Here is an 18,666-nt window from a genome sequence, read left to right as displayed (position 1 = left end):
TCAAAAAAGCCGCCGTTTGTCGTGCGTTGCGGCATCAGGTCGACGTGGAGGCGTCGGTTTGCCTCTCCTCGCCGTGATCCGAACCGGGCGTGCTGTCGCCGTCGATCTTGACGCGGCGACGGATGGCCTGACGCTTGCGGGTGATCCTCACGCGCTTGATCCGGCGCGGATCGGCGTCGAGGATATGGAACTCGAAACCGGGCAGAGCCTGCACGACCTCGCCACGCACCGGAATACGCCCGAGCTCGGAGAAGATCAGGCCGCCCAGCGTGTCGACTTCGTCGACCTGTTCGGTGATGTCGAAGTCCGGCCCGATCGCCTCGGCGATCTCCTCCAGTTCGACACGGGCATCCGCGACGAAGACGTCTTCGGAGACGCGCTTAAACATGACTTCATCGTCGTCGTGCTCGTCATCGATGTCACCGACGACCATCTCGACGATGTCCTCGTGCGAGGCCAATCCATCGGTGCCGCCGTACTCGTCGATGACCAGCGCCATCTGCGTGCGGTTGACCTGCATGCGGCGAAGGAGGTCCGACGCAAGCATCGACGGCGGAACGAACAGGATCTTGCGGATGATCCCGGCCTCCGACAGCGTCTTCTGTAGGTCGACGCGGCTGAGGTCGAAATTCGGCTTCGCAGCGCGTGTAGGCTTCTGCAAGTGTTCGGGTGAAACCTCGACCAGAGGCTCTGTCGACTTGACTGTCTTGGTGCTGCCGCGGCGCTTGTTGCGCGCCTGCTTGGCGACGTAGGACAGGAGATCGCGGATATGCACCATGCCGCGCGGATCATCGAGCGTATCCGCATAAACAGGCATGCGCGAACGGCCAGATTCCTCGAACAGGATCATCAGTTCGCCGATCGTGATGTTCTGATCGACGGCTTCGATATCGGCCCGCGGCACCATCACGTCAGCAACGCGCACTTCCCGGAAGCGAAGGATGTTGTGCAGCATTGCCCGTTCATCGGGCGAAAAGACGTCACCGTCGGCAGCGTCGGTCAGCAGCGCATCGGCGATGTCCTCGCGAAGGCGCGAGCCCTGCTGTGGTCTCAAGATACGCGCGGCGCGCGTCCAGAAGGATTGGGGTCGTCCAGACTGCCTACTACTACTGCCACCCTCGTCAGAAGAGGAGGATTGGTCGGCGTCCTTGGCCTCCGCGGCCGGTCTCGTCGTAAAGTCGCTCATGGTTCCATTTTAAGGTCTTGACCCTCGTATGGGTCAGATAGGCCGAGTACCGCCAAAATGCGAGTCTCGAGCCCCTCCATTATCTCGGCTTCAGCGTCATTATTATGATCGTAGCCGAAGAGATGCAAGAAACCATGCACCATCAAGTGGGTCAGGTGGTCGTCAAAGCTCTTTTCGAGCTCGACTGCCTCCCGCTCAACGGTCTCTCTTGCGATAATGATGTCGCCCAACATCGGTCCCGGCACGTTGCCCGGCTTGACCGGGAAGGCCGGAAAGGAAAGCACATTGGTCGGCTTGTCCTTGCCGCGCCACTCGGCATTGATGTCCTGGATCGAGGCATCATCCGTGAAAACAAGCGAAACCTCGGGCACCATCTTCGGAAAGGGCTGCTTGACCGTTTCACGCAGATAGGTGGCGGCTGTTTCCAGCACCCGATCCGCCAATGCATGCAGCGCATCCTCGGAGGGCCAGTCGCCCTCTTCGATGCTGATCTGAATGTCGAGTTCGGCCATCAATCCTGCCGGCTGGCTTCCTCTGCTTCCGCGATATAGGTCGAGTCGTAGGCCTTGACGATGCGGCCGACAAGCGGATGACGTACGACATCCGTATCCCGGAAGCGGACGATCGAAATGCCTTCGACGCCATTCAGTAGTTGAAGGGCCTCCACCAGTCCGGATTTGACACCACGCGGCAGGTCGATTTGGCTCGGGTCGCCGGTGACGATCATGCGGGAATTCTCGCCAAGACGCGTCAGGAACATCTTCATCTGCATCGAGGTCGTGTTCTGCGCTTCGTCGAGAATGACGGCGGCGTTTGCGAGCGTCCGGCCGCGCATGAAGGCGAGCGGAGCGATTTCGATAACACCGGCCGTGATTGCCCGATCGACCTTGTCGGCGGGCATCATGTCGTAGAGCGCGTCATAGAGCGGGCGGAGATAGGGATCGACCTTTTCCTTCATGTCGCCGGGCAGGAAGCCGAGCCGCTCGCCGGCTTCCACCGCCGGGCGGGAAAGAATGATCTTCTCGACAAGACCCCGTTCGAGGAGCTGGGCCGCATGAGCGACGGCGAGATAGGTCTTGCCGGTACCCGCCGGACCGACGCCGAAAACCAGTTCGGCCCGTTCCAGAGCGCGCACGTAGGCGTCCTGGGTCGGCGTTCGCGCGACGATAGTCTTCTTGCGGGTCGAAATCTGCGCCATGGTGAGCTTGGCTTTGCGCTCCATCGTCGGCAGGCTCAGTTGATCGTCTGCGGCGACCGCCATGCGGATCGCGCCTTCAACGTCGGATCGCTCCACGCTGCCGCCTTTCTGGAGTTTCTCATAGAGGTAATCGAGTGTACGCCGCGCCTGGTTGGTGGCGACAATGTCTCCCGAGATAACGACGGAATTGCCGCGCGCTCGAGCGTCGATGTGGAGACGCTCTTCAAGCAGCTTGAGGTTCTGGTCGAACTGACCGAACAACTCACTGGCGAACCGATTGTTCTCGAACGTCAGAATAAAGTGATTGGCGTCGCTCGCAATGCGTGGGTGGCGCGGTGAAGAAACCAATTCTTGTCCGTTCAAGCGGTCGAGCTCCTAGGGTTTAGACCTCAGCCTCTGCTATCTCGGCAAACAGGCTGTTGGTTCCGGTTCCGGTGATTCGCACGTTAATAATGTCACCGATTTGCAATGCTTTTGCATCAACATTCACGGACTGAAGCCACGGAGAACGGCCGATAAGCTGTCCTGGCATGCGACCGGGCTTTTCGAGCAACAGTTCGATCGTTTTCCCGACACAGGATTCGGCAAATTCCTGCTGTTGCTTCAGAAGAAGCGCCTGCAGGCGTTCTAGCCGTTCTGCCTTGATCTCTTCCGGCACCTGGTCCTTCAGTTCCGCACCGGGCGTGCCCGGCCGTGTCGAGTACTTGAAGGAGAAGGCCTGCGCATAGCGCACCTCCTCCACGAGACGGAGTGTATCTTCAAAATCCTGCTCTGTCTCCCCCGGAAAACCGACGATGAAGTCTCCGGAAAGGGCAATGTCTGGGCGAGCGGCGCGGATGCGCTCGACGAGGGTCAGGTATTCGGCGGCCGTATGGCGCCGGTTCATCGCCTTCAGGATGCGGTCGGAGCCGGCCTGCACCGGCAGATGCAGGTAGGGCATCAGCGCGCGCAGGTCCCGATGCGCCTCGATCAGGCGATCGTCCATGTCGCGAGGATGGCTGGTGGTGTAGCGCAGACGCGCAAGTCCGGGGATCTCGGCCAGCCGGTAGAGCAGGTCTCCGAGCGTCCATTCCTGATCATTCGGGCCGACACCATGCCAGGCGTTGACGTTCTGGCCGAGCAGCGTGATTTCGCGCACGCCGCCTTCCACGAGCTTCTGTGCTTCCTCGACGATCTGGCTGACAGGCCGAGATACTTCCGAACCGCGCGTATAGGGCACGACACAGAAGGTGCAGAACTTGTCGCATCCTTCCTGAACCGTCAGGAAGGAGGTAACGCCGCGAGAGCGGATTTTCTTGCTCTCGGCGATCGGCAGATGCTCGAACTTGTCTTCGAGGGCATATTCCGTGTCGACGATCCGCTGCCCTTCCTTCGCCTTGCGCAGCGCTTCCGGCAGGCGGTGATAGGTCTGCGGACCGATGACGACGTCGACGGCGGGCGCCCGGCGCAGGATTTCCTCGCCTTCCGCCTGTGCCACGCAACCGGCGACGCCGATCATGAACTCCCGGCCTTCCTTGTTGCGCTCCTTCTTCATGTCGCGCAGGCGGCCGAGCGCCGAGTAGACCTTTTCGGCAGCCTTTTCGCGGATATGACAGGTATTCAGCAGAACAAGGTCTGCCTCTTCCAGGACTTCCGTCGACTCGTATCCGTCACGCGCGAGGGCATCGCTCATGCGTGTCGAGTCATAGACGTTCATCTGGCAGCCATAGGTCTTGATGAACACCTTGCGGCTGTTGCTGCCATCACGGAGATCGGTCTCCGGGGCATGAAGAAGGGCACTGTCCTGGGTCATGGGCGGCTATTTAGTGGTTTTTCATGCGCGAGAAAAGGAAATCTTGCCTCAGGCGGCTTTGCGACCGCGCAATGCTGCGCCAAGCATCGAGCGGATGCGACGAGCGATGGTCGTGCTGACTTCCTTGCGGTTGCTGTTCGCACGATATTCGACGGCTTCGCCGAAACAGACTTCCACCTCAAAGGCGCCGCATCGCAGCATGTCTTTCAGATGCGGGAACATCTCCACATCGCCCGGCCACGAGGCAAGCGGGCGATGATAGCGCCCCATCGGCAGACCGTGGACGCCGGTATAGGCCACCGCGACCGGTTGGACCACGACGGCTCCGGTCGGCGAAGCGGGAACCGCCATGGCGGCGGCGCCAAACAGCGACGATTTGACCTCCAGAAGCCGGTTTCCATCCGACGTCGTGCCCTCCGGAAACAGGACGACGATCTCGCCATCCGCCATTCGGGTCGCTATCTCGTTCGCCTGATGACCGGTCTTGCGCTTTTCCTCGCGCACGACGAAGACGCTCTTCTGCAGCTTCGCCAGCGTGCCGAAAATCGGCCAGTCGCGCACCTCGATCTTGGCGATGAACGCAACGTCGGCAACCGCGGAGAGCACCATGATGTCCATCCACGACGAATGATTGGCGCACAGCATCAACGGCCTGTGCGTTTCCATCTTCCCATGGACGCGAATCCGGATGCCGAGACAGAAACAGACGATGCGATGCCAGACGCGGGGCAGCCAGCGCCGCAGCTTCCAGTCGAAGCGGAGCGCCAAAAGCTGCCAGGGCATGAGCAGGAGACTGGCGACGAAAATGACGATACCCGCAAAGGCGACGCGCAGCCAGGCGATCAAGACGAAGACTCCATGGCTGCGATCATGTCTCAGCGCTCGTCCGGCTTGAGCGGGATGCCGTAAAGTTCCAGCCGGTGGTCGACCAGCTTGAAGCCGTGCTCGCGGGCGATGCGCTCCTGCAATGCCTCGATCTCGGGCGAGTGAAACTCGATCACGACACCCGACTTGAGGTCGATGAGATGGTCGTGATGCTCTTCCGGCACCGTCTCATAGCGCGAGCGTCCGTCTCGGAAGTCATGACGCTCGATAATGCCGGCGTCTTCGAACAGCTTCACGGTGCGGTAGACTGTCGAGATCGAAATCTTCGCATCGACCTTCACCGAGCGGCGATAGAGTTCTTCCACGTCGGGGTGGTCGGCGGATTCTTCGAGTATGCGTGCGATTACACGGCGCTGCTCGGTCATGCGCATGCCGCGTTCAGCGCAAAGCTCCTCGAGGGTCTTGGCGACGTCAGTCATGGGCTGCCTTCCGATAGTCAACGTTCAAGCAACGGAACTAGCGAAGAACGCGCTTCATGACAAGCGCTGTGGAAACCGCGCCCTTGGCATCCTTGTAGTATCCCCGGCGTTCGCCGACCTTCTCGAAGCCGAGCTTGCCGTAGAGCCCGAGTGCGGCCGCATTGCCGTCGTCGACCTCGAGAAAGATGCTCTCGCCACCGCGCAGTTTCGCTTCGCGCATGGCAGCCTGCATCAGCCGCCAGCCGAGGCCGGCGCGCGCGACCTTTGTCTGCACGGCGATCGTCAGGATTTCCGCTTCGCCGGCGACTTGGCGCGCCAGCACGAAGCCCGGCAACGGCTTCTTGAGGAATGCATTGGTTTGGCGGGCCACGAAGCCGAAGACGGTATCCTGGCTGAGCAGGCTGTAGAATTCGCCATCGCCCCACGGGCGGGCGAAACGCTCGCCGTGCAGCGCGGCGACCGCGCGGCAATCATCGGCATCCATCGCGACGATTTCAAATTCCGGCTTCAAGGTCAAATAGGATTCCAACATCGTCATACTCGCGCAATTGCGAATCCGGCCTGCGGCTTGGCATCGGGTCCGCGCAGATAAAGAGGTTTAGGCTTTCCAGCAGACGGATCGGCGTTGGCACCGAGGCGCGCCACCAAAGAAATCGGGAAATGGTTGGCATGGTCGCCGGTAGCGTCCGGCTTCAGGAGGGGCGTGGCCGAACCGGTTATTTCGCCATCGAATGCCGCAGCAACCGTCTGCGCTTCCTCGACAGTCACGGCGCGCGCTTCGTCGAGCGGTTCGCCATCGGCATTGAAGGCCTGCAGGTAGATCTCGTTTCGCTTGGCATCCATGGCTGTCAGCACCGGGCGCCCGGGCGTCTTTTGCCGCTGCGCTTCAGCCATCACCGCAAGCGTGGTGATGCCGACGGCCGGAACGCCGAGCGACAGCGCAAAGCCGCGGGCAGCGGCGACGCCGACGCGAATGCCCGTGAAGGAGCCAGGACCGATGGTGACGGCAATACGATCGACGGCCGAAAGCGCCAGGCCCGCCTTATCCATCGCGCGGTCGACGATCCCCATCAGATGCTCAGCATGCCCCTTGCCGATCATGTCCGATGCCTCCCCCAGCATCGTATTCCTGCCGCTGTCATAGAGAGCGGCAGCGCAATCCACACCTGCGGTGTCGAGCGCCAGTATGATCATGGCATCAATTTCCGAATAAAGCGTTCCTCAGCGTCCATACAATCACCCTGCCGCGCTTTCAATTGCTGCGCCAGGACGAATGCCGGAACAGGGGCGTCGCCGTCAGGCGGCGACGACTTCCTCGACTTCCGGAACGAAATGGCGAAGCAGGTTCTGCACGCCATGCTTCAGCGTCGCCGTCGAGGACGGGCAGCCGGAGCAAGAGCCCTTCATGTTGAGGTAAACCTTGCCGTCCTTGAAGCCGCGGAAGGTGATGTCGCCACCATCCTGTGCAACGGCCGGCCGCACGCGTGTGTCCAGCAGCTCCTTGATCGTCAGCACGATCGACTCGTCGGCTTCGTCGAAGAATTCGCCGCCGGCATCGAGATCTTCGGAAAGAATCGATGCATCGCCCATGACAGGCTTGCCCGACATGAAGTGTTCCATAATCGAGCCAAGGATCGCCGGCTTCAGGTGCTGCCACTCGGCATTGTCCTTGGAGACGGAGATGAAGTCATAACCGAAGTAGACGCCGGTCACGCCCGGGATTTCGAACAGACGAGCCGCGAGCGGCGATGCCTGGGCCTCGTCGGCGCTCCGAAACTCGGCCGTGCCGTTTTCCATCACGACCCGACCCGGCAGGAACTTCTGCGTGGCGGGATTCGGTGTGGCTTCGGTCTGAATAAACATGTCGCTCTCCGTGCGGCGGGCAGTGGCCCAGGCCGTCTTTAGAATTCTTCAAAAAAGAAAATAAGCCGATTGGCAACTCTATTCAAGAGACTGGCACTCAAGAAATGGCTTTATGCGAGGGCATCCAGCTCCTCGTCGGTCAATGTATCCGGCAGGACAGTGACGGGGATCGGAAATGTCGCGCCACGCCCGGCGATCGACGACACCAGCGGCCCCGGTCCCTCCTTTGCCGAGCTTGCGGCCAGCACCAGGATGGCGATATCACGGTCTTCTTCGATGACGGCGTTGATCTGTTCCGTGGCGCTTCCCTCGCGGATGACGATCTCAGGGTCGATGCCGATCGTTTCGCGAACCACATGCGCCGCCTTGGCGACTACTGCTTCCGCTTCCTCGCGCGCCTCGGCGCGCATGATTTCCTCCACACCCAGCCACTGCTGGAAGTCGCCCTCCGGAATCACGTACATCAGCACAAGGCCGCCATTCGAGTTCTTGGCGCGCCGACCGGCGTAGTGGACGGCGCGGGAGCATTCGGGCGTATCGTCAATGACAGCCATGAATTTGCGGCGATGACCTTCGAGCCGGGAGAGTCGTTTTGATACCATGGGGCGGACTCTGACACCTGAACCCGAAGATTTGCAAGCCCTCGTTTGGTCGCCCTCGAAGGATCGCCTGCGTGCTGTAGTCAGGCCGGAACCAGTCCGTAGAGACGCATGATCGCCTTCACATGTTCGATGTCAGGCTTGCCCTGAACATTGATGGCCGACGCCATCTCCTCGAAATAGCGCCTGCCGATCAGGCCGGGCGTCATGGTGATCAACGCCTTGGCGGTTTCGCCATGCAGGTTCTCGTGGGTGTGGACGTAACCGCGCGGAATGAACAGGGTTTCCCCTGCTGCGATCTCGTGTTTGCGCCCGTCCAGCGTCGTCGACATCGTGCCGGACAATCCGTAGATCACTTCGTCGACGTCCCGGTGGTAATGGGGGGCGGGGACGCGTGCCTGGGGCGGGACCGTGAATTCGAACATCACGAGACCGCCGGCACTCTGATCCTCGTCGATCAGAAACCGGATCTCCATCGTGCCGATCTGGATGAGGTTGCGATCTCGCATCGAAGCCTCCTGACGGTCGTTTCAACAGACTACGCCGCAGGTCTGGCTTCGACAAGCCCGGGGCGGCAAAGGTCGCCCCGGGTAAGCTCTTGAGGCCTATCTCAGTACAAGAAGCCGACGATGTCGCGCACTTGCTTCATCGTCACCTCGGCGCGGGCCCGAGCCCGTTCACTGCCGTTGCGCAGGGTCGCGTCGATGTGACTGGTGTCCGACATCAGGCGGCGCATCTCGGCGGTGATCGGCGAGAGCACATTGACGGCGAGATCGACGAGCGCCGGCTTGAAGACCGAGAACTGCTGCCCGCCGAATTCGGCAAGCACGTCAGCTTTCGACCTGTCAGCGAGCGCCGCGTAGATGCCGACAAGGTTGTCCGCTTCCGGGCGACCCTTGAGACCGTCGACTTCACTGGGCAAGCCGTCCGGATCGGTCTTGGCCTTGCGGATCTTCTTCGAGATCGCCTCCTCGTCGTCCATCAGGTTGATGCGCGAAAGATCTGATGGATCCGACTTCGACATCTTCTTGGTACCGTCGCGAAGCGACATGACACGCGGCGCCGGGCCATCGATCAGCGGCTCGACCATCGGGAAATAGGCATGCACCGGCTCGTTGCCGACGGTGATGTCGATGCCATAGTCCGTCTTGCGGATATGCTCCGCGTAGTCGAGGTTGAACTTCATGGCGATGTCGCGGGCGAGTTCAAGGTGCTGCTTCTGGTCGTCGCCGACGGGGACATGCGTCCCGCGATAGACGAGGATGTCGGCAGCCATCAGGCTCGGATAGGCGTAGAGACCGAGCGAGGCCTGCTCGCGGTCCTTGCCGGCCTTGTCCTTGAACTGCGTCATGCGGTTCATCCAACCGATGCGCGCTACGCAATTGAAGATCCATGCGAGTTCTGCATGCTGCGGCACGGCCGACTGGTTGAAGACAATGTGCTTTTCCGGATCGATGCCAGAGGCGATGAAGGCGGCGGCGATCGAGCGGATCTGGTTCGGCATATCCTCATGGACGAGCTGCGCCGTCAGCGCGTGCATATCCACGACACAGTAGATGCAGTCGTTGCCTTCCTGCAGTGCCACGAACTTGCGGATCGCGCCGAGATAGTTGCCGAGATGGAGATTGCCGGTCGGTTGGACGCCGGAAAAAACGACTTTCCTGAATTCGTTCATTATGTCCTCGATTAGGCTGGTGGAGGGCCCCAGGGTCTGTAACCCATGTTGCTAACGGGCGCGCTTATGCACGCGCGCGCTCCCGCAATCAAGGGGTTCAGCCTGCGGCGTGTTCGATCAGATCGAAGGTGTTGCCGTAAGGATCCGCAAACACGGCGACGGTCCCGTAGCTTTCGTGCCGCGGCGCCTCGAGAAACTGCACGCCCTTGGCCAGCATCGACTCATGGTCGCCTGCGAAATCGTCGGTCTTGAGAAAGAAGCCGACACGCCCGCCCGTCTGGTTGCCCATTGCCGCCATCTGCCGATCGTTGGCCGCCTGCGCGACCAGAAAGGCTGCGCCGTCGCTGCCCTTCGGTCTGACGACGACCCAGCGCTTGCCATCCGGCTGGACGTCATCCTGGAGGCATTCGAAGCCGAGCGCGCCGCAGTAGAAGTCCTTGGCGCGATCGTAGTCGTCGACGACGAGCGTTACGAGGAAGAGCGATTGGGACATTGCAGGCTCCGATTTGTCGTGTCGTGTTGTTGCCGGTTGCGGGGGCTCGGTCAAGGATCATGCTCCTCGCGCCGACGGGAGCGCCTTCGCGACCGTGAGGTCTAGCAAGCGTTTTGACACGCATTGCACCCGGCGGGGATTGGCGGTGGTATTTGCACGAGAAACGCTATGAACGGGAGATTGGCGATGAATTGCTTGCTGTGAATATGTCAAGAAAATTTACGCAGCTTGGAAATTTATACCACCTCTGAGGTAGAGCTAATTCATCAATTGGCCGTAAATTGTGTTACGGTTCCGTAACGGTAGGTAAAGAATTTCACAAAAAGGCCATTTTTGGGGTGAGCGTTCCATTCGCCAAAAACTGCGCCGGCGATGCCGGCGCATTTCGAGGGGAGGGAACCATGCATTCGGCATTTTCCATCGCACTCGCCGGCCTGTTCAGTCTGTCGTGTTTCGACAGTGCCGACGCCCAGAACGTCAGAAGAGTTGCAATACCGCCGCTCAAGCATAAGGAAACGCTTGCCTACTCGCTGCAGACCGTCAGCGTCCAGGCGAACTGCTTCCCGCCGCGGCTACGCGGCGTTCTTGCTTATATCGCCGCCAAGACCGGTCGCCGTCCAATGGTAACCTCGGGGTTCCGGGCGCACGGTCGATCTCATTCCCAGCATCGCTACTGCGCAGCCGCCGATATCCGGATCCCCGGCGTTTCGGAGCGCACCATCATTGCGATCGCTGAATCGGCACCAGGAATCGGCGGGATCGGCCGTTACTGCAACGGCATCGTCCATGTGGACGTAGGCGCCAAACGACGATGGACCTATTGCTGAGGCTCAACCGTCTACCTTTGCAGCCGGCTTGCGATTGAGATTGCGCCGGATCATGCCGAGATTTGCGCCACCGATCAGGAATGCGGTCGCGAAGTAGACAGCCATGGCGATCACGATCAGAAGGCCGAGCGTGCCGACCTTCGTCGTCAGGTGCGCGCTTGAGGCAAGCCACGGCTCCCAGCGGTGCTGCAGGTACATGATCACGCCGCCCATGACGGCCGCCGACACGACGAGCAGCGCCGTGCGCCGCGCCAAGGCCCATTCCCAGGTGAGATGGCGACGACGCAGCAGGGTGGTGAAGAGCAGTACGGTGCTTATCCAGCCTGCCGTCGCTTCCGCGACTGCAATGCCGGGAGCGCCGAGGAACGGGAAGAGCGTCAGCGCCGTGGCGCAATTGACGCCAACGGCGATGGCGGAAAAGCGCATCGGCGTCCTGGTGTCCTCGCGCGCGTAGAATCCCGGCTGCAGCGCCTTGATCAGCACGAAAGCCGGCAGGCCAATGCCGTAGATGGCGAGGATGGAGCCGACGATGGAGGTGTTTTCCTGATGGAAGGCACCGCGCTCATAGAGCACACGGATGATTTCGTCGGAGAGAATCCAGAGCGCGAAGGCAGCGGGGATGGTCAGGAACAGTACGAATTCCATCGACCGGTTCTGCAGGTTTGCGGCCTCGCGCAGATTGCCGCCCTTCAGGGCGCGGGCAAGTTCCGGCAGCAGCACCACGCCGACGGCGACGCCGACGACGCCGAGCGGCAGCTGATAGATACGGTCGGCATACTGGAGGGCTGCAATGGCGCCTTCGCGCGAGGACGCAATCGCCTGGCCGATCATCTGGTTGATCTGGGTAATGCCGCCAGTCACCGCCGCGGGGATCGCGAGGATCAGCAGTCGTTTGACGTTGGGCGTGAAGCGCGGGAAACGCAACCCGATGCTCATGCCGGCGTGGAGCACGCCGAAGTAGACGACGGCGAGCTGCAGGATACCGGCGACGAGCACGCCCCAGGAGAGATACCACGCGGTCTGCAGGGGCTCCGCGCCGATATAGAGCGCGTAGAACAGCGCGCCGATCATCACGACGTTGAGGAAAACGGGCGCAATCGCGGCGGCGAAGAAATGATGGAGCGAATTCAGCATGCCGCTCATCATCGCCGTCAGCGACATGCACATGAGGTAGGGGAACATGACCGCCGCCATGCGCACGGTAATGTCGAACTTGTCCGGATCGTTGGTAAAGCCCGGCGCGATGACGAAGCGCACGAGCAGGGGCATGGAGAGCTCCATCACGATGGTGATGAGCAGCAGCACCGAAAACAGCACGCCGAACACTTCTTCAGAAAAGCGCTTGGCACCATCGGTGCCGTTCGCCTCGATTTCCTTGGCAAAGAGCGGCACGAAGGCGGCATTGAAAGCGCCTTCCGCAAAGAGCCGCCGGAAGAGGTTCGGAAAACGGAAGGCGGCATAAAAGACGTCGGCCATCGGACCGGTGCCGAGTGCGGCCGCCATCAGCGTTTCACGGGCGAAGCCGAAGATGCGGCTGCCGAGCGTGGCGCCGCCGACGGTGGCGAATTTTCTAACGAGGCTCATGCGTTTGGGCTCATGCGGGCGAATCCGCCTTCTTTTCTGTTTGCATCGCGGCGCTGGCCGTAGCAGGCGGCGCGATGATGCCGGAGGGCATGCGCTCGCGCAGCTCGTCCTGTTCCTCGGCCATCACGGCCTTGAGGCGCGCGGTGATATTCGAGCGCTTGCTGTCGCCCGAGATTTTCTGGCCGACGAGATCGGTCACGTAGAAGGTGTCGATGACCTTCTCGCCGAAGGTGGTGATGCGGGCCGACTGAATGTCGAGCGAGAGATCCGATAGAACCGCTGTGATTTCCGACAGCAGGCCGGGTCGGTCAAGGCATTCGACTTCGATGACCGTGAACTTGTTCGACAGACTGTTGGAGATGTTGACCGATGGCGGGATGACGAAGGCCTTGCTCTTCTTGCGGTTCTTGGTGCGGGTCGCGATGACCTCGGGCAGTCGCTTGCGGCCGGAAAGCACGTCCTCGATCATCCGCCCGATGGTGCCGGCGCGGCGAAGCTCATCGGCATCGTCCTTGAACTCGCGGCTGACATGGATCGTGTCCAGCGCGCGCCCATCCGACGTCGTGAAGATTTGCGCGTCGACGATGTTGGCACCGGCAGCGGCACAGGCACCGGCGATGACGGCCAGGAGGCGCGGATGGTCAGGCGACAATACGGTGATCTCGGTGATCGCGTGGAAACTGTCGGTCCGCACCATTGTCGCCAGCGCTTGGCCGGCCTTGTCCGCCTGCCGGATGAAGCCGGCGTGCCGGACCTGATCTTCCAGGGGAACGGAGAGCAGATAGGGCTGGTAGTGCAGCTTGCTATAGATCTTGCGATCCTTCTGGCTCCAGTCGGAGAGCGCGTTGTAGAGCGCTTCGGCTGCGAAATTGGCGCGCTCCTTGCGCGAAACCTCCGAGAAGCCGCCGGCAAGCAGCAGTTCCGTTTCATAGTAAAGCGTGCGCAGCAACTGGCCTTTCCAGCCGTTCCAGACACCGGGACCGACGGCGCGGATGTCGCAGATCGTCAGGATCAGCAGCATCTTCAGCCGGTCGAGCGACTGCACCACATCGGCGAAGTCGGTGATCGTCTTGCGGTCCGTAAGGTCGCGCGTCTGCGCGACCATCGACATGACCAGATGCTCCTGGATCAGCCAGACGACCAACTCTGTCTGCTTCTGCGACAGGCCGAAACGGGCGCACAGCTTGCGGGCGACACGGGCGCCGGCAATGGAATGGTCTTCTTGGCGGCCCTTGGCAACGTCGTGCAGCAGCACGGCAAGGTAGAGCGCCTCGCGGTCCTCGATGCCGGGCATCAATTTGTTTGCGAGCGGGTGCAGGTCGTCGGCCTTGCCCTTGTCGATTTCCGACAGGACGTCGACGGTGCGGATCAGATGCTCGTCCACCGTATAGTGGTGGTACATGTTGAACTGCATCATCGCGACGATCTTGCCGAATTCGGGAATGAAGCGGCCGAGCACACCGGCCTCGTTCATGCGCCGCAGAATGAGCGCGGGGTCGCCCTTCGAAGTCAGGATCGACATGAAGAGGCGATTGGCCTCATCGTTTTCGCGCAGATCGCTGTCGATGAGGTTGAGCGAGCGCGTCACCCGCTTCAGCGCATCGGGATGGAATTCCAGCCCGTTGATGTCGGCAACATGGAACAGGCGGATGATGTTGACCGGGTCGTGCTTGAAGACATCCGGGCTTGCAAGCGCGATACGACCGCGGTCCTCGACGAACTCCGTGCTGCCGGCGATCTTGCGGCTGCGGTGCGCAAAGCGGCTGATGACACCGGTGAGGCCGGGCGTCGACTTCGCCTGCTGATCCTCGAGCGCCGCGCAGAGGATGCGCGTCAGGTCGCCGACGTCCTTGGCGACGAGGAAGTAGTGCTTCATGAAGCGCTCGACGGCCGAAAGGCCGGGTCGCGAATGATATCCAAGCGCTTCGGCGATCTCGCGTTGAATGTCGAAGGACAGCCGTTCCTCGGCCTTTCCGGTCAGGAAATGCATGTGGCAGCGCACCGCCCAGAGGAAGTCGTCGGCCTTCTCGAAAACGCGATACTCGTGCTTGGAGAGAACCCCGAGTGGCACCAGCTCCGCCGTGTCGCGAACATGGTAGTAGTATTTCGAAATCCAGAAGAGCGTGTGCAGGTCGCGCAGGCCGCCCTTGCCTTCCTTGACGTTCGGCTCGACGAGATAGCGCGTGTCGCCCGCCTTGCGGTGGCGCTCGTCACGCTCGGCAAGCTTGGCGGCGATGAATTCGGGGCCGGTGCCGGTGACGATTTCCTTGTCGAAGCGCGTCTCCAGTTGCGTTTCCAGCGATCGCAGGCCACAGATGTAGCGCATCTCGAGGATCGCCGTGCGGATCGTCATGTCCGACTTCGACAGCGCAATGCACTCTTCCAGGGTGCGCGTTGCATGGCCAACCTTGAAGCCCATGTCCCAGAGGACGTAGAGCATGAATTCGACTGCTTTGTGCGTCTCCTCCGCCGGCTTCGGCTGGAACAGGAACAGAAGGTCGATATCGGAGCCTGGCGCCAGCGTGTCGCGGCCATAGCCGCCAACGGCGGTGACGGCGAACTTGTCCTTCTGCTTCGGAAAGACGTGGGTGCAGACGAACTCGTAGAGGACCGTGACGATCTGGTCCTGCAGCCAGGAAATACGGCGGGCACAATTGATGCCGCTGCCATCGGCAGAAAGCAACTCGCGCGCTATCTGTCTACCTTCGCTGCTCGCCTTCTTGAGGATCGCCAGCAGATCGGACCGCATGACGTCGGGCCGCGTCTTGTTGGCCTCGGCCACCGCGTCGCACGTCTTCGAGAGATGATCGGTGTCGAGGATATCGGAGAAATCGATGTCGTTCGTCGTCGCCATGCGCGGGGCGGCTTCCTGTTCGCGTGGCGCAGCCGTGTGCTGCTGCTCCTCTCGTTTCGTCTGCATGCGCTATAGCCTCTTTGCCCGCCGATGACACGGGCTTTCATACTGCAGAACCTTTAATTTTGGCGAAAAGGTGTTGCCGCGCGCGAAAGCAGCGGCATCGGGCGATCAGGCAGCGATCTGAGCCTGTACGGAATAGAGCACCTGCCGCGTTTCGCTGGTGATCGCCTCCAGCGTCTCTTGGTCGCACTCGCGGTAGCCGGCTTTGGCAACACACGAGGAAAGTTCCAGAATCCGGGCGCAGCAGCGGATGATCTGCAGCAGGCCGAAGGGCGAAGCCCAGCCGCGCGGGGTGCCGTGCTCATCCGCAAGCCGCAGCGCTTCAAGCGCGTTGAAGATCGCCGCAAGCCTCTGGGTCTCGTTGAACAGCCGATCCATGAACATCGGCTAGCCCTGCTTCAGCTTCTTCTTGAGGTCGTAGAGTGCGCCCATCGCCTCGCGCGGGGTCATGTCGTCGAGGCTCATGGCCTTTAGCGCTTCTTCCACCTTCGATGGGCCACGGCTGGCATCCTCGCGCCGAACCGCCACCTGGAACAGCGGCAGGTCATCGATGAGCTGGCTCGCCGGGTTCTTGCGGTCGGCGTCCTCGAGGCGTGTCAGCACGTCGCGGGCACGCGCCACCACCGAGGCCGGCAGGCCGGCAAGCCGGGCAACCTGGATGCCGTAGGAGCGGTCGGCAGCACCTGGGCCGACCTCGTGCAGGAAAATCACGTCGCCGTCCCATTCCTTCACGCGCATCGTCGCGTTCGATAACCGTGCAAGCTTTTCCGACAGCACCGTCAGTTCGTGGAAGTGGGTGGCGAAGAGGCCGCGGCAGCGGTTCCCTTCGTGCAGATGTTCGACGGCGGCCCAGGCGATGGAAAGGCCGTCGAAGGTAGCCGTACCACGGCCGATCTCGTCGAGAATGACAAGGGACCGGTCGGTCGCCTGATTGAGGATCGCCGCCGTTTCGACCATTTCGACCATGAAGGTCGATCGGCCGCGCGCAAGATCGTCGGAAGCGCCGACGCGCGAGAACAGCCGATCGACGATGCCGATATGGGCTGACGTCGCCGGCACGAAGGACCCCATCTGCGCGAGGATCGCGATCAGTGCATTCTGACGCAGGAAGGTCGACTTACCGCCCATGTTCGGGCCGGTCAGCAGCCAGATCGCGCCATCCTTTCCGCCGGAGACGGGAGAGAGATCGCAGTTGTTGGCAACGAACGGGCCAGATGATTGCCGCCGCAGCGCCTGTTCGACGACAGGGTGGCGTCCGCCTTCGATCGCAAACATCTTCGAGCCGTCGACCAGAGGCCGGCAATAAGCCTGCTCGTCTGCAAGCAGCGCAAGGCCGGCGGCAACGTCGATAACGGCGAGCGCGCGAGCGCCTGCCTTGATTGCTTCCGCTTCGGCGACGACGGCCGAGGTCATGTGGTCGAATGCCGCCAGTTCGATAGCAAGCGCCTTGTCGGCGGCGTTGGCGATCCGGCTTTCCAGATCGGCAAGCCCGGTGGTGGTGAAGCGCATCGCGTTCGCCATCGTCTGGCGGTGGATGAAGCGACCCTTGGCCTCCGGCGTATCGGTCATCGGCCCGGCATTGCCGGCAGTGACTTCGATGAAGTAGCCGAGGATATTGTTGTGCTTGATCTTCAGCGATTTGATGCCGGTTTCCTCGGCATATTGCAGCTGCAGGCCGGCAATCACCCGGCGCGATTGATCGCGCAGCGCCCTGACCTCGTCCAGTTCGGTGTTGGCGCCGTCCCGCAAGAAGCCGCCGTCGCGCTTCAGCAGCGGCAGCTCGTCGCCCAGTGTTTCGGAAAGCAGCGTTGCGAGGCCGGCCGGGAGGGCCTCGAGGCGAGAAAGCGCGAGCTTCAGCTCTTCCGGCAGCAGTGCTTCCGACAGCAGCCGGGCGACATCGCCCGCAGCACTCAGGCCCTGACGGATGGCGGCAAGGTCACGCGGCCCGCCACGGTCGAGTGCAAGACGCGAAAGCGCGCGCGGCATATCGGGAACATGCTTGAGATGGTGGCGCAGGTCGCCGCAAAGCGAAGGCTCCTCCATCAGGAAACCGATCGAATCCAGCCGCTCATTGATCCGGATGGGATCGGTCAACGGCGACATCAGCCGTTCGGCCAGCAAGCGTGCCCCGCCGCCCGTCACGGTACGGTCGATCGCCTTCAGCAACGAGCCGTTGCGATCGCCTGAAAGCGTGCGGGCAAGTTCGAGATTGGCACGGGTGGCGGGATCGATGAACAGCGTTGACGCGCCGCTTTCGCGCTCCGGCCGGCCGAGCGGCGGCCGTTCGGCGATCTGTGTCTTCTCGACATAGGCGACGGCTGCAGAGGCGGCGGCAAGCTCGGCGCGCGAAAAGGTGCCGAACCCATCAAGCGTCGAGACATTGAAATAGCGCGCGATCCGCCCCTCGGCGGTGGCGCTGTCGAAGAGCACGGATGGTTGCGGAACGGCGGTGCGGCCGAGTACGTCGAAAACAGGTTTCAGCTCGGCATCGTGAAAGATCGTATCGGGCACGATCAGTTCACGCGGGTCGATCCGCAGGATATCGGCAAGCAGCCGCGAGCTTTCGGTCTCGGCCAGGCGGAAAATTCCGGTCGAGATGTCGATCCAAGCCAGCGCCAATACCGGCTCGGCGCTGCCGCGAATCCGGGTAAGTGCCATCAGATAGTTCGATTCCGACGGCGAAAGCAGCTTTTCCTCGGTAATTGTGCCCGGCGTCACCAGGCGGATAACGTCGCGTTTCACGACGGACTTGGATCCGCGCTTCTTGGCTTCGGCCGGGTCCTCGACCTGCTCGCAGACGGCAACCCGGAAACCGAGGGCGATCAGCTTCTGCAGGTAGTCGTCGGCCGCATGAACAGGCACGCCGCACATAGGAATGTCCCGCCCCATGTGCTGGCCTCGCTTGGTCAGCGTGATGCCCAGTGCACGGGAGGCTTCCACAGCATCCTCGAAGAACAGCTCGTAGAAATCGCCCATGCGATAGAACAGCAACGAGTCAGGGTTGTTGGCCTTGATCTCGATGAATTGCTCCATCATCGGCGTTGCCGAGGCGCGGCTTTCTTCCGTGGCCAGCTCGGCAGCCGAAAAGGCTTCTATTCCAGTGTCTATTCGTTCGTTCACGGAGATGCATTTTTTCCAAAAAAGAGGTGCCAACCCTAGCCGCCCGCCGCTATAGATGACAACCGCGATTGAGGAAGAGCAAGGCGTCACCCACAAGACGTTGGAGGA

General features: G+C 61.6%; 18 protein-coding genes. 1 reads left to right on the top strand and 17 read right to left on the bottom strand.

Annotated features, from left to right (window positions below; translation table 11 throughout):
• Positions 1–34: 34 nt before the first annotated feature.
• The 13 genes from AC1DE4_RS01425 to AC1DE4_RS01365 all read right to left on the bottom strand — a co-directional run bounded on the left by AC1DE4_RS01425 (position 35) and on the right by AC1DE4_RS01365 (position 10,110).
• Entirely contained in the window at positions 35–1,186 is a 1,152-nt protein-coding gene (locus AC1DE4_RS01425; protein ID WP_026371511.1) for a hemolysin family protein, read from the bottom strand.
• A complete protein-coding gene (gene ybeY / locus AC1DE4_RS01420) occupies positions 1,183–1,698 on the bottom strand; it encodes an rRNA maturation RNase YbeY (RefSeq protein WP_018855113.1) in 516 nt (171 codons plus the stop codon). Before ybeY ends, AC1DE4_RS01425 begins: the two co-directional genes overlap by 4 nt.
• Complete coding sequence (locus AC1DE4_RS01415; protein ID WP_025658708.1) at positions 1,698–2,747, bottom strand: PhoH family protein; 1,050 nt, start codon at positions 2,745–2,747, stop codon at positions 1,698–1,700. The genes ybeY and AC1DE4_RS01415 overlap by 1 nt, the downstream gene beginning before the upstream one ends.
• Positions 2,748–2,766: 19 nt before the next feature.
• A complete protein-coding gene (gene miaB, locus AC1DE4_RS01410) occupies positions 2,767–4,176 on the bottom strand; it encodes a tRNA (N6-isopentenyl adenosine(37)-C2)-methylthiotransferase MiaB (RefSeq protein WP_340651521.1) in 1,410 nt (469 codons plus the stop codon).
• Between the two features lie 48 nt (positions 4,177–4,224).
• Positions 4,225–5,022 (bottom strand): lyso-ornithine lipid O-acyltransferase, encoded by a 798-nt coding sequence (gene olsA, locus AC1DE4_RS01405; protein ID WP_192240315.1) that lies wholly within the window; start codon positions 5,020–5,022, stop codon positions 4,225–4,227.
• Between the two features lie 29 nt (positions 5,023–5,051).
• Positions 5,052–5,480, bottom strand: coding sequence for a Fur family transcriptional regulator (locus tag AC1DE4_RS01400; protein ID WP_007789354.1), 429 nt, complete (start codon positions 5,478–5,480; stop codon positions 5,052–5,054).
• A 37-nt stretch (positions 5,481–5,517) separates the two neighbouring features.
• Complete coding sequence (locus AC1DE4_RS01395) at positions 5,518–6,018, bottom strand: GNAT family N-acetyltransferase (protein ID WP_018855109.1); 501 nt, start codon at positions 6,016–6,018, stop codon at positions 5,518–5,520.
• Positions 6,015–6,674, bottom strand: coding sequence for a tRNA (adenosine(37)-N6)-threonylcarbamoyltransferase complex dimerization subunit type 1 TsaB (gene tsaB, locus AC1DE4_RS01390; protein WP_477879571.1), 660 nt, complete (start codon positions 6,672–6,674; stop codon positions 6,015–6,017). The genes AC1DE4_RS01395 and tsaB overlap by 4 nt, the downstream gene beginning before the upstream one ends.
• A gap of 102 nt (positions 6,675–6,776) precedes the next feature.
• The gene (locus tag AC1DE4_RS01385; protein ID WP_018855107.1) at positions 6,777–7,343 is read right to left on the bottom strand and encodes a NifU family protein; all 567 of its coding nucleotides are present in this window, start codon (positions 7,341–7,343) and stop codon (positions 6,777–6,779) included.
• 110 nt (positions 7,344–7,453) lie between these two features.
• Entirely contained in the window at positions 7,454–7,945 is a 492-nt protein-coding gene (locus AC1DE4_RS01380) for a universal stress protein (RefSeq protein WP_007789346.1), read from the bottom strand.
• Between the two features lie 80 nt (positions 7,946–8,025).
• A complete protein-coding gene (locus tag AC1DE4_RS01375) occupies positions 8,026–8,451 on the bottom strand; it encodes a cupin domain-containing protein (protein ID WP_018855105.1) in 426 nt (141 codons plus the stop codon).
• A gap of 101 nt (positions 8,452–8,552) precedes the next feature.
• Positions 8,553–9,617, bottom strand: coding sequence for a tryptophan--tRNA ligase (gene trpS / locus AC1DE4_RS01370; RefSeq protein WP_018855104.1), 1,065 nt, complete (start codon positions 9,615–9,617; stop codon positions 8,553–8,555).
• Positions 9,618–9,714: 97 nt separating this feature from the next.
• A complete protein-coding gene (locus AC1DE4_RS01365; RefSeq protein ID WP_018855103.1) occupies positions 9,715–10,110 on the bottom strand; it encodes a VOC family protein in 396 nt (131 codons plus the stop codon).
• Between the two features lie 401 nt (positions 10,111–10,511).
• Here AC1DE4_RS01365 and AC1DE4_RS01360 point away from each other — a divergent pair, with 401 nt between their 5' ends.
• Positions 10,512–10,937: a YcbK family protein gene (locus AC1DE4_RS01360; protein ID WP_018855102.1), complete on the top strand. Its 426-nt coding sequence runs from the start codon at positions 10,512–10,514 to the stop codon at positions 10,935–10,937.
• Between the two features lie 3 nt (positions 10,938–10,940).
• Here the strand turns inward: AC1DE4_RS01360 and murJ are convergent, their stop codons facing one another.
• The 4 genes from murJ to mutS form a co-directional block, all read right to left on the bottom strand.
• Positions 10,941–12,521 carry a murein biosynthesis integral membrane protein MurJ gene (gene murJ / locus AC1DE4_RS01355; protein ID WP_018855101.1) on the bottom strand — a complete coding sequence of 527 codons (1,581 nt, stop codon included), beginning with the start codon at positions 12,519–12,521 and terminating at the stop codon, positions 10,941–10,943.
• A gap of 10 nt (positions 12,522–12,531) precedes the next feature.
• Positions 12,532–15,441, bottom strand: a complete 2,910-nt coding sequence (locus tag AC1DE4_RS01350) for a [protein-PII] uridylyltransferase (RefSeq protein ID WP_113470563.1) — start codon at positions 15,439–15,441, stop codon at positions 12,532–12,534.
• Between the two features lie 105 nt (positions 15,442–15,546).
• Positions 15,547–15,822 (bottom strand): hypothetical protein, encoded by a 276-nt coding sequence (locus tag AC1DE4_RS01345; RefSeq protein WP_113470564.1) that lies wholly within the window; start codon positions 15,820–15,822, stop codon positions 15,547–15,549.
• Between the two features lie 3 nt (positions 15,823–15,825).
• Positions 15,826–18,558 carry a DNA mismatch repair protein MutS gene (gene mutS, locus AC1DE4_RS01340; RefSeq protein ID WP_477879568.1) on the bottom strand — a complete coding sequence of 911 codons (2,733 nt, stop codon included), beginning with the start codon at positions 18,556–18,558 and terminating at the stop codon, positions 15,826–15,828.
• Between the last annotated feature and the right edge of the window lie 108 nt (positions 18,559–18,666).

It is taken from the genome of Rhizobium sp. 10N414 (genome assembly GCF_056394785.1).
Note: the sequence above shows the minus strand (reverse complement) of the source record. Positions and strands in the feature narration are given on the sequence as shown.

What these genes read in the sequence shown, in the direction of transcription:
- AC1DE4_RS01425 (WP_026371511.1), bottom strand. Translation starts at nt 1,186, where the DNA reads ATGAGCGACTTTACGACGAGACCGGCCGCGGAGGCCAAGGACGCCGAC.
- ybeY (WP_018855113.1), bottom strand. Translation starts at nt 1,698, where the DNA reads ATGGCCGAACTCGACATTCAGATCAGCATCGAAGAGGGCGACTGGCCC.
- miaB (WP_340651521.1), bottom strand. Translation starts at nt 4,176, where the DNA reads ATGACCCAGGACAGTGCCCTTCTTCATGCCCCGGAGACCGATCTCCGT.
- AC1DE4_RS01400 (WP_007789354.1), bottom strand. Translation starts at nt 5,480, where the DNA reads ATGACTGACGTCGCCAAGACCCTCGAGGAGCTTTGCGCTGAACGCGGC.
- AC1DE4_RS01395 (WP_018855109.1), bottom strand. Translation starts at nt 6,018, where the DNA reads ATGACGATGTTGGAATCCTATTTGACCTTGAAGCCGGAATTTGAAATC.
- tsaB (WP_477879571.1), bottom strand. Translation starts at nt 6,674, where the DNA reads ATGATCATACTGGCGCTCGACACCGCAGGTGTGGATTGCGCTGCCGCT.
- AC1DE4_RS01385 (WP_018855107.1), bottom strand. Translation starts at nt 7,343, where the DNA reads ATGTTTATTCAGACCGAAGCCACACCGAATCCCGCCACGCAGAAGTTC.
- AC1DE4_RS01380 (WP_007789346.1), bottom strand. Translation starts at nt 7,945, where the DNA reads ATGGTATCAAAACGACTCTCCCGGCTCGAAGGTCATCGCCGCAAATTC.
- AC1DE4_RS01375 (WP_018855105.1), bottom strand. Translation starts at nt 8,451, where the DNA reads ATGCGAGATCGCAACCTCATCCAGATCGGCACGATGGAGATCCGGTTT.
- trpS (WP_018855104.1), bottom strand. Translation starts at nt 9,617, where the DNA reads ATGAACGAATTCAGGAAAGTCGTTTTTTCCGGCGTCCAACCGACCGGC.
- AC1DE4_RS01365 (WP_018855103.1), bottom strand. Translation starts at nt 10,110, where the DNA reads ATGTCCCAATCGCTCTTCCTCGTAACGCTCGTCGTCGACGACTACGAT.
- AC1DE4_RS01360 (WP_018855102.1), top strand. Translation starts at nt 10,512, where the DNA reads ATGCATTCGGCATTTTCCATCGCACTCGCCGGCCTGTTCAGTCTGTCG.
- murJ (WP_018855101.1), bottom strand. Translation starts at nt 12,521, where the DNA reads ATGAGCCTCGTTAGAAAATTCGCCACCGTCGGCGGCGCCACGCTCGGC.
- AC1DE4_RS01350 (WP_113470563.1), bottom strand. Translation starts at nt 15,441, where the DNA reads ATGCAGACGAAACGAGAGGAGCAGCAGCACACGGCTGCGCCACGCGAA.
- AC1DE4_RS01345 (WP_113470564.1), bottom strand. Translation starts at nt 15,822, where the DNA reads ATGTTCATGGATCGGCTGTTCAACGAGACCCAGAGGCTTGCGGCGATC.